8 protein-coding genes and 1 pseudogene are annotated in these 8754 nt (G+C 59.3%); all 9 read left to right on the top strand.

Features of this window, described 5'->3' with window-relative positions; all coding sequences use genetic code 11:
- Positions 1-317: pseudogene (locus HMPREF3143_RS26305) on the top strand (methyl-accepting chemotaxis protein II); the annotation flags it as partial.
- 44 nt (positions 318-361) lie between these two features.
- Positions 362-1963, top strand: coding sequence for a methyl-accepting chemotaxis protein IV (gene tap, locus HMPREF3143_RS12430; RefSeq protein ID WP_070533236.1), 1602 nt, complete (start codon positions 362-364; stop codon positions 1961-1963).
- 19 nt (positions 1964-1982) lie between these two features.
- Positions 1983-2849, top strand: a complete 867-nt coding sequence (gene cheR, locus HMPREF3143_RS12425) for a protein-glutamate O-methyltransferase CheR (protein ID WP_070533233.1) — start codon at positions 1983-1985, stop codon at positions 2847-2849.
- Positions 2846-3895, top strand: coding sequence for a protein-glutamate methylesterase/protein-glutamine glutaminase (locus HMPREF3143_RS12420; protein WP_008500430.1), 1050 nt, complete (start codon positions 2846-2848; stop codon positions 3893-3895). The genes cheR and HMPREF3143_RS12420 overlap by 4 nt, the downstream gene beginning before the upstream one ends.
- A gap of 17 nt (positions 3896-3912) precedes the next feature.
- Complete coding sequence (gene cheY / locus HMPREF3143_RS12415) at positions 3913-4302, top strand: chemotaxis response regulator CheY (RefSeq protein WP_008500431.1); 390 nt, start codon at positions 3913-3915, stop codon at positions 4300-4302.
- A gap of 10 nt (positions 4303-4312) precedes the next feature.
- On the top strand, positions 4313-4957 hold the full coding sequence (gene cheZ / locus HMPREF3143_RS12410) for a protein phosphatase CheZ (RefSeq protein WP_008500432.1): 645 nt from the start codon (positions 4313-4315) through the stop codon (positions 4955-4957).
- 148 nt (positions 4958-5105) lie between these two features.
- Entirely contained in the window at positions 5106-6254 is a 1149-nt protein-coding gene (gene flhB, locus HMPREF3143_RS12405; protein ID WP_021240449.1) for a flagellar biosynthesis protein FlhB, read from the top strand.
- Positions 6247-8325, top strand: a complete 2079-nt coding sequence (gene flhA, locus HMPREF3143_RS12400; RefSeq protein ID WP_008500434.1) for a flagellar biosynthesis protein FlhA — start codon at positions 6247-6249, stop codon at positions 8323-8325. The genes flhB and flhA overlap by 8 nt, the downstream gene beginning before the upstream one ends.
- Positions 8325-8717 (top strand): flagellar protein FlhE, encoded by a 393-nt coding sequence (locus HMPREF3143_RS12395; RefSeq protein ID WP_070533231.1) that lies wholly within the window; start codon positions 8325-8327, stop codon positions 8715-8717. Before flhA ends, HMPREF3143_RS12395 begins: the two co-directional genes overlap by 1 nt.
- The last annotated feature ends 37 nt before the right edge of the window (positions 8718-8754 follow it).

Raw genomic sequence — 8754 nt, 5'->3', positions numbered from 1 at the left:
CGGACATCATGGGTGAAATCGCCTCTGCGTCTGATGAGCAGAGTCGTGGTATCGACCAGGTTGCCCTGGCGGTATCGGAAATGGATCGCGTGACACAGCAAAACGCCGCCCTGGTGCAGGAGTCCGCTGCGGCGGCCGCTGCCCTGGAAGACCAGGCGAGCCGTCTGAAGATGGCCGTCTCGGCGTTTCGTCTCGCTTCACTCGCTGGAAACACGGTCACCCCGCAGGCGACGTACCGCGCGCCAGCCGCTGAAACGGCTGCAAACCGTACGCGTACCGCGACGACCGGACAAGATGAAAACTGGGAAACATTTTGACTGACAATTAAACCGCGGCTGCTTGCCGCTTGATGGGAGCGTGGATGTTAAATCGTATTCGTATCTCGACCACACTGTTTTTGATTCTGATCCTTTGCGGTGTGTTGCAGGTTGGCAGTAACGGGTTGTCTTTTTGGGCGTTTCGCGATGGCTATCAGAATTTGCAGGACGTTGAGGCGAGTAATCAGCAGCGCTCCGCACTGGCACAAACCCGTGCCGTGCTGTTGCAGGCAAGCACTGCGCTGAACAAGGCGGGAACCTTAACCGCGCTAAGTTATCCGCCGGATGACATTAAGGCGCTGATGGCCACCGCACGCGACAGCCTGAAACAGGCTGACGCACAGTTTAAGACCTTTGCGGCACAGGCCACCGGCAGCGAGAAAGAGAAAGCGCTGAAGGCCGCCATGAAGACCCACTTTGAACAGTGGTACAGCGATCTCGACCATCAGGCGACGTGGCTTGAGAACAACCAGCTGTCGGACTTTATGACCGCGCCGGTTCAGGCCTCACAGGCGGCGTTTGACGGCAGCTTTGACGCATGGCAGCAGGATATCAATCAGTCTGTTCTGCGCGCCGGTGAAGCAAGCCGCACCAGCTATCACATGTCGGGCGTCATCTTCGGCGTGATGGTGATTCTGGCGGGCTTGCTGACCGGCGCCGCGCTGCTCTGGTCACGCAAAATGATTGTGCAGCCGCTGGCGATTATCAGCAGCCACTTCGACAGCATTGCGAAAGGCGACCTGGCGCGTCCGGTGGCGGGGTTCGGCAAAAACGAAATTTCGGCAATCTTTGCCAGTCTGAAGGCGATGCAGGGATCGCTGCGGGAAACGGTATCCGACGTGCGTCAGGGCAGTTATGCCATGCACACCGGGATCTCAGAGATTGCGGCAGGTAACAACGATCTCTCATCCCGCACCGAGCAGCAGGCGGCCTCGCTGGCGCAGACGGCAGCCAGCATGGAGCAGCTGACGGCGACGGTTAGCCAGAACGCCGATAACGCGCGTCAGGCATCTGACCTGTCAAAACAGGCGGCGATGACGGCGAAGAAGGGCGGCGACCAGGCGTCCCACGTCGCCAGCACCATGCAGGAGATCGCCACCAGTTCACAGAAAATTGGTGACATCATTAGCGTGATTGACGGTATCGCGTTCCAGACCAACATACTGGCGCTGAATGCTGCCGTTGAAGCGGCGCGTGCCGGGGAGCAGGGGCGCGGGTTTGCGGTGGTAGCGGGTGAAGTGCGTAACCTGGCGAGCCGCAGCGCCAACGCGGCGAAAGAAATTAAGGTGCTGATTGAAGAATCGGTGTCACGGGTTCAGCAAGGCTCTGCCCTGGTGGATACGGCGGCACAAACCATGCACGAAATCGTCACCTCCGTGACGCGGGTGAACGACATCATGGGCGAGATTGCCTCGGCGTCGGATGAACAGCGTCGCGGGATTGAGCAGGTTGCTCAGGCGGTCACCCAGATGGATCAGGTGACGCAACAGAACGCCTCGTTAGTTGAGGAAGCGGCAGCGGCAACCGATCAGCTGGCCAGCCAGGCGGATCGTCTGACCGGGCTGGTCGCGGTATTTAATGTGAAAGAGCACGTTGAAGCAGTAACAGAAGTCGGGCGGTCGCAGGCCGTGCCAGTTGTATCCTGAATGTAATTAAGAAGGCGCTATGACATCACCAATGCCCCCTGGGCAAACGTCATTATTGTTGCAGATGACACAGCGCCTCGCGCTGTCCGACGCGCATTTTCGTCGGATATGTCAGTTAATCTACCAGCGTGCGGGGATCGTGCTTGCGGATCATAAGCGGGACATGGTCTACAACCGTCTGGTGCGGCGCTTGCGTACGCTGGGGCTGGATGATTTTGGTCGCTATCTGAGCATGCTCGAGGCGAACCAGAACAGCGCCGAGTGGCAGGCTTTTATTAACTCGTTAACCACCAACCTGACGGCGTTTTTCCGTGAAGCCCACCACTTCCCGGTCCTGGCCGAGCATGCGCGCCGGCGCACCGGGGAGTATCGCGTCTGGAGTGCGGCCGCCTCGACGGGGGAAGAGCCGTACTCGCTGGCGATCACCCTTGCCGATACGCTGGGGATGGCGCCGGGACGCTGGAAGGTCTACGCCAGCGATATCGATACCGAAGTGCTGGAGAAGGCGCGTAACGGTGTTTATCGCCAGGATGAACTGAAAACGCTGTCGCCGCAGCAGCTGCAGCGTTATTTCATGCGCGGCACGGGCCCGCATGAAGGCCTGGTACGCGTACGCCAGGAGCTGGCGAACTGCGTCGAATTCGCGCCCGTTAACCTGCTGGATAAGCAGTACAACGCGCCGGGGCCGTTCGACGCCATTTTTTGCCGTAACGTCATGATCTATTTTGATAAAACGACGCAACAGGACATTTTGCGTCGGTTTGTTCCGTTGCTCAAGCCTGACGGTTTACTGTTTGCCGGGCACTCGGAAAACTTCAGCAACCTCGTGCGTGAGTTTAGCCTGCGTGGGCAAACGGTATATGCGCTGAGTAAGGAAAAAGCATGAGTAAAATCAGGGTATTGTCCGTCGATGATTCAGCGCTGATGCGTCAGATCATGACTGAAATTATCAATAGCCACAGCGACATGGAGATGGTGGCAACCGCCCCCGATCCGCTGGTAGCGCGGGATTTAATTAAAAAATATAACCCCGACGTGCTAACGCTGGATGTCGAGATGCCGCGCATGGATGGCATAGATTTCCTCGAAAAATTAATGCGGCTGCGGCCCATGCCGGTGGTGATGGTCTCCTCCCTGACCGGGAAAGGATCGGAAATCACCCTGCGCGCGCTGGAGCTGGGAGCGGTGGATTTTGTCACCAAGCCGCAGCTCGGCATTCGCGAGGGGATGCTGGCGTACAGCGAGATGATCGCCGAGAAGATCCGCACCGCGTCGCGGGCGAAGCTTGCCGCCCACACGCCGATGGCCGCGCCTGCGACCCTGAAGGCCGGTCCCTTACTCAGCTCGGAAAAACTGCTGGTCATTGGGGCGTCAACCGGAGGAACAGAGGCAATTCGTCATGTACTCCAGCCATTGCCGCTCTCAAGTCCGGGTATTCTGATCACGCAGCATATGCCGCCAGGCTTTACCCGTTCGTTCGCCGAACGCCTGAACAAGCTGTGCCAGATCAGCGTGAAAGAGGCGGAAGACGGCGAGCGCGTGCTGCCGGGACATGCCTATATCGCCCCTGGCGACAAGCATATGGAACTGGCGCGCAGCGGCGCTAACTATCAAATCAAAATTCATGACGGACCGCCGGTCAACCGGCACCGTCCGTCGGTGGATGTGCTGTTTCATTCGGTGGCGAAACATGCGGGGCGCAACGCCGTTGGGGTGATCCTGACGGGGATGGGCAACGACGGGGCCGCCGGAATGCTTGCAATGCACCAGGCTGGCGCCTGGACGATTGCGCAGAATGAAGCAAGTTGTGTGGTGTTCGGCATGCCGCGCGAGGCCATCAATATGGGTGGCGTGAGCGAAGTGGTCGATCTTAGCCAGGTAAGCCAGCAGATGCTGGCGAAAATCAGTGCCGGACAGGCAATACGTATTTGACTCAGGAGTATTATTTTATGGCGGATAAAGAGCTTAAGTTTTTGGTTGTGGATGACTTTTCCACCATGCGTCGCATTGTGCGCAACCTGCTGAAAGAGCTGGGCTTCAACAACGTTGAAGAAGCAGAAGACGGCGTTGATGCGCTGAACAAACTGCAGGCGGGCGGGTTTGGTTTTGTGATCTCCGACTGGAACATGCCAAACATGGACGGTCTGGAACTGCTGAAAACCATTCGTGCTGATGCGGGAATGGCGTCCATGCCGGTTCTGATGGTCACGGCAGAAGCGAAAAAAGAGAACATCATTGCCGCTGCACAGGCGGGCGCAAGCGGCTACGTGGTGAAGCCATTCACGGCGGCGACCCTGGAAGAGAAGCTCGGTAAGATCTTCGAGAAACTCGGCATGTGAGGTGTTGGTTATGATGCAACCTGCTATGAAACCCGTTGAAGAACACTCGCCGAGCGACATTATCGTCCGCATCGGCAGCCTGACGCGCATGTTGCGTGACAGCCTGCGTGAGCTGGGTCTGGATCAGGCAATTGCCGAAGCGGCGGAAGCGATTCCTGATGCACGCGATCGTCTGGACTACGTCGTGCAGATGACCGCTCAGGCCGCGGAACGTGCGCTGAACAGCGTTGAAGCGTCACAACCGCACCAGGATGCGATGGAAAAGGGTGCGAAAGCGCTGACCAAACGCTGGGACGAGTGGTTTGAGAACCCAATCGAGCTGGCGGATGCCCGCGAACTGGTGACCGACACCCGTCAGTTCCTGGGGGATGTGCCCGGCCACACCAGCTTCACCAATGCCCAGCTGCTGGACATCATGATGGCGCAGGATTTCCAGGACCTGACAGGTCAGGTCATTAAGCGCATGATGGATGTGATCCAGGAGATTGAGCGCCAGCTGCTGATGGTGCTGCTGGAGAACATCCCGGAACCGGCAGCCCGTCCAAAACGCGAGAACGAAAGCCTGCTCAATGGTCCACAGCTCGACGCCAGCAAGGCGGGCGTGGTGGCAAGCCAGGATCAGGTGGACGACCTGCTGGACAGCCTCGGCTTCTGATGGTCCATTCCGCTTCAGGGGGTTAACGCCGCCTGAGGCGGTTTGCGACAAAATCACCGAAAAGAGCCCGAATAAACGGGCTTTTCCCGCCATTGGATTTCCGCTGCGCTGGCATGATACCCGTGACGTAATGGGCTGAGCGTGCACAGTGGCAGAAGAGAACGACGACAAAACGGAAGCCCCCACACCCCACCGACTAGAAAAGGCGCGTGAGGAAGGGCAAATCCCCCGATCCCGAGAATTGACCTCCCTGCTGATCCTTATCGTAGGCGTCTGCATTATCTGGTGGGGTGGGGAGTCGCTCGCCCGCAAGCTGGCGGGCATGCTGTCAACCGGCTTACGTTTTGACCACAGTATGGTCAACGATCCGAATCTGATCCTCAGCCAGATTATCCAGCTGATTAAAGGGGCCATGGTTGCGCTGCTGCCCCTGATTACCGGGGTTGTGCTGGTCGCGCTGGTCTCGCCGGTGATGCTCGGCGGTCTGGTCTTCAGCGCCAAATCGCTGCAGCCGAAATTTTCCAAACTCAACCCGCTGCCGGGTATTGCGAAAATGTTCTCTGCCCAGACCGGGGCCGAATTGCTCAAAGCCATTCTCAAATCGGTGCTGATGGGCAGCTCCGCGGGGTTTTACCTCTGGTACCACTGGCCGGAAATGATGCGTCTTATCAGCGAATCGCCGCTCACCGCGATGAGCAACGCGCTGAATCTGGTCGGGCTCTGCGCGCTGCTGGTGGTGCTCAGCATTATCCCGATGGTGGGTTTTGACGTGATCTTCCAGCTCTATACCCACTTCAAGAAGCTGCGGATGTCGCGTCAGGATATCCGTGACGAATATAAGCAGATGGAAGGTGACCCGCACGTGAAGGGGCGCATCCGCCAGATGCAACGTGCCGCCGCCCGTCGCCGCATGATGGACGATGTGCCAAAGGCCGACGTCATCGTTACCAACCCGACACACTATTCCGTTGCGCTGCGCTATGACGAAAACAAAATGAGCGCGCCGAAAGTGGTGGCGAAAGGGGCGGGGCTGATCGCGCTGCGTATCCGTGAAATTGGCACCGAACACCGCGTGCCGATCCTCGAAGCCCCTCCGCTGGCGCGTGCCCTGTACCGCCATGCGGATATTGGACAACAGATCCCGGGACAACTTTACGCCGCCGTGGCGGAAGTGCTGGCCTGGGTATGGCAGTTGAAGCGCTGGCGTCTGGCCGGCGGTCAACGGCCTGTGAAACCTGAGAACCTTCCGGTGCCTGCCGCGCTGGATTTTATGAACGAGAAGGACACTGATGGCTAATCTGGTGGCAATGTTGCGCCTGCCCGGCAACCTGAAATCGACCCAATGGCAGATCCTGGCCGGGCCGATTCTGATCCTGCTAATTCTGTCGATGATGGTACTGCCGCTCCCGGCGTTCATCCTCGACCTGCTTTTCACTTTCAATATCGCGCTGTCCATTATGGTGCTGCTGGTGGCGATGTTCACCCAGCGTACCCTGGAGTTCGCCGCGTTCCCGACCATTCTGCTGTTTACCACCCTGCTGCGACTGGCGCTGAACGTGGCGTCCACGCGTATCATCCTGATGGAAGGCCACACCGGGGCGGCAGCGGCAGGTAAGGTGGTGGAAGCGTTCGGCCACTTCCTGGTGGGCGGTAATTTCGCTATCGGTATCGTGGTGTTCGTCATCCTCGTAATCATCAACTTTATGGTCATCACCAAGGGTGCAGGGCGTATTGCAGAAGTGGGCGCGCGCTTTGTGCTGGACGGGATGCCGGGCAAGCAGATGGCGATCGACGCCGACCTGAACGCCGGGCTAATCGCCGAAGATGAAGCCAAAAAGCGCCGTGCGGAAGTGACGCAGGAAGCGGACTTCTACGGCTCCATGGACGGTGCGAGTAAGTTTGTGCGCGGTGACGCCATCGCGGGCATTCTGATCATGGTGATTAACGTGGTCGGCGGCCTGCTGGTGGGCGTATTGCAGCACGGGATGGACATGGGCCACGCGGCGGAAAGCTATACGCTGCTGACCATCGGTGACGGTCTGGTCGCGCAGATCCCGGCGCTGGTGATCTCCACTGCGGCGGGTGTCATCGTGACCCGCGTGAGCACCGATCAGGACGTTGGCGAGCAGATGGTGGGCCAGCTGTTCAGTAACCCGCGCGTGATGCTGCTGGCCGCGGCGGTGCTCGGGTTGCTCGGTCTGGTGCCGGGTATGCCAAACCTCGTCTTCCTGCTGTTTACGGCGGCGCTGCTGGGCCTTGCCTGGTGGATGCGTGGCCGTGAAACCAAACCGGCAGCGGAACCTGTTCCGGTCAAAATGCCGGAGAATAATCAGGCCGTCGAAGCGACCTGGAACGACGTTCAGCTGGAGGATTCTCTGGGAATGGAAGTCGGGTATCGCCTGATCCCGATGGTCGATTTCCAGCAGGACGGCGAGCTGCTCGGCCGTATCCGCAGTATCCGTAAAAAATTCGCCCAGGACATGGGCTTCCTGCCGCCTGTGGTACACATCCGCGACAATATGGACCTGCCGCCCGCGCGCTATCGCATCCTGATGAAAGGCGTTGAAATTGGCAGCGGCGATGCCTATCCGGGCCGCTGGCTGGCGATTAACCCCGGCACCGCCGCAGGCACGCTGCCGGGCGAGCAAACCATCGATCCGGCCTTTGGTCTGGCCGCGATCTGGATTGAAAGCGCGCTGAAAGAGCAGGCGCAGATCCAGGGTTACACGGTTGTGGAAGCCAGTACCGTGGTGGCAACCCACCTTAACCACCTGATTGGGCAATTCTCGGCTGAGCTGTTTGGCCGTCAGGAAGCGCAGCAGCTTCTGGACCGCGTCACGCAGGAGATGCCGAAGCTGACGGAAGATCTGGTTCCGGGGGTGCTGACCTTAACCACGCTGCACAAGGTGCTGCAAAACCTGCTCGACGAGAAGGTGCCGATTCGCGATATGCGCACCATTCTGGAAACCCTTGCCGAACACGCGCCAATACAAAGCGATCCGCACGAGCTGACGGCGGTGGTGCGCGTGGCGCTGGGCCGGGCCATTACCCAGCAGTGGTTCCCGGGAACCGGGGAGGTGCAGGTGATCGGCCTCGATACGCCGCTTGAGCGTCTGCTGCTGCAGGCTCTGCAGGGCGGTGGTGGCCTGGAGCCGGGCCTGGCGGATCGCCTGCTGGCGCAAACCCAGGAGGCGCTGGCGCGTCAGGAGATGCTCGGCGCGCCGCCGGTGCTGCTGGTGAACCACGCGCTGCGTCCGCTGCTGTCCCGCTTCCTGCGCCGCAGCCTGAGCCAGCTGGTCGTGCTGTCGAATCTCGAGCTGTCGGATAACCGTCATATCCGCATGACCGCGACGATTGGAGGAAAATAATGCGTAAATGGCTTTGGATGCTGTTCTTCCCGCTGGCGGCGCAGGCTGCCGGGGGAGGCACCTGGCAGGCGAGCAGCATGGGGGTAACCCTCAGCAACCGCGGTGTTGCCATGTCATCTAACCCGCTGGCGCCTGCTGAAGAGGTTTCCGGTCTGATGGGCCTGGTGGTCTGGAACTACCGGCTGATTGGCCCAACGCCAGCGGGCCTGCGGGTGCGCCTCTGCTCTCAGACGCGCTGCACGGAAATTGATGGCGAAAATGGAACAACGCAGGCGTTCAACGGCGTGCCGGCTATTGAACCTTTGCGTTTCATCTGGGAAGTGCCGGGCGGGGGACGTTTGATTCCGGCGCTGAAGGTGCAGAGTAATTCTGTCATCGTGAACTACCGCTGACGGTTGAATTGTCAGGACTGCAAAAAAACAAAACCCG

The organism is Enterobacter sp. HMSC16D10, from assembly GCF_001807145.1.
GTDB classification, from domain to species: domain Bacteria; phylum Pseudomonadota; class Gammaproteobacteria; order Enterobacterales; family Enterobacteriaceae; genus Enterobacter; species Enterobacter roggenkampii.
The sequence above is the reverse complement of the archived record's forward strand: the minus strand, read 5'-3'. Positions and strand labels throughout refer to the sequence as shown.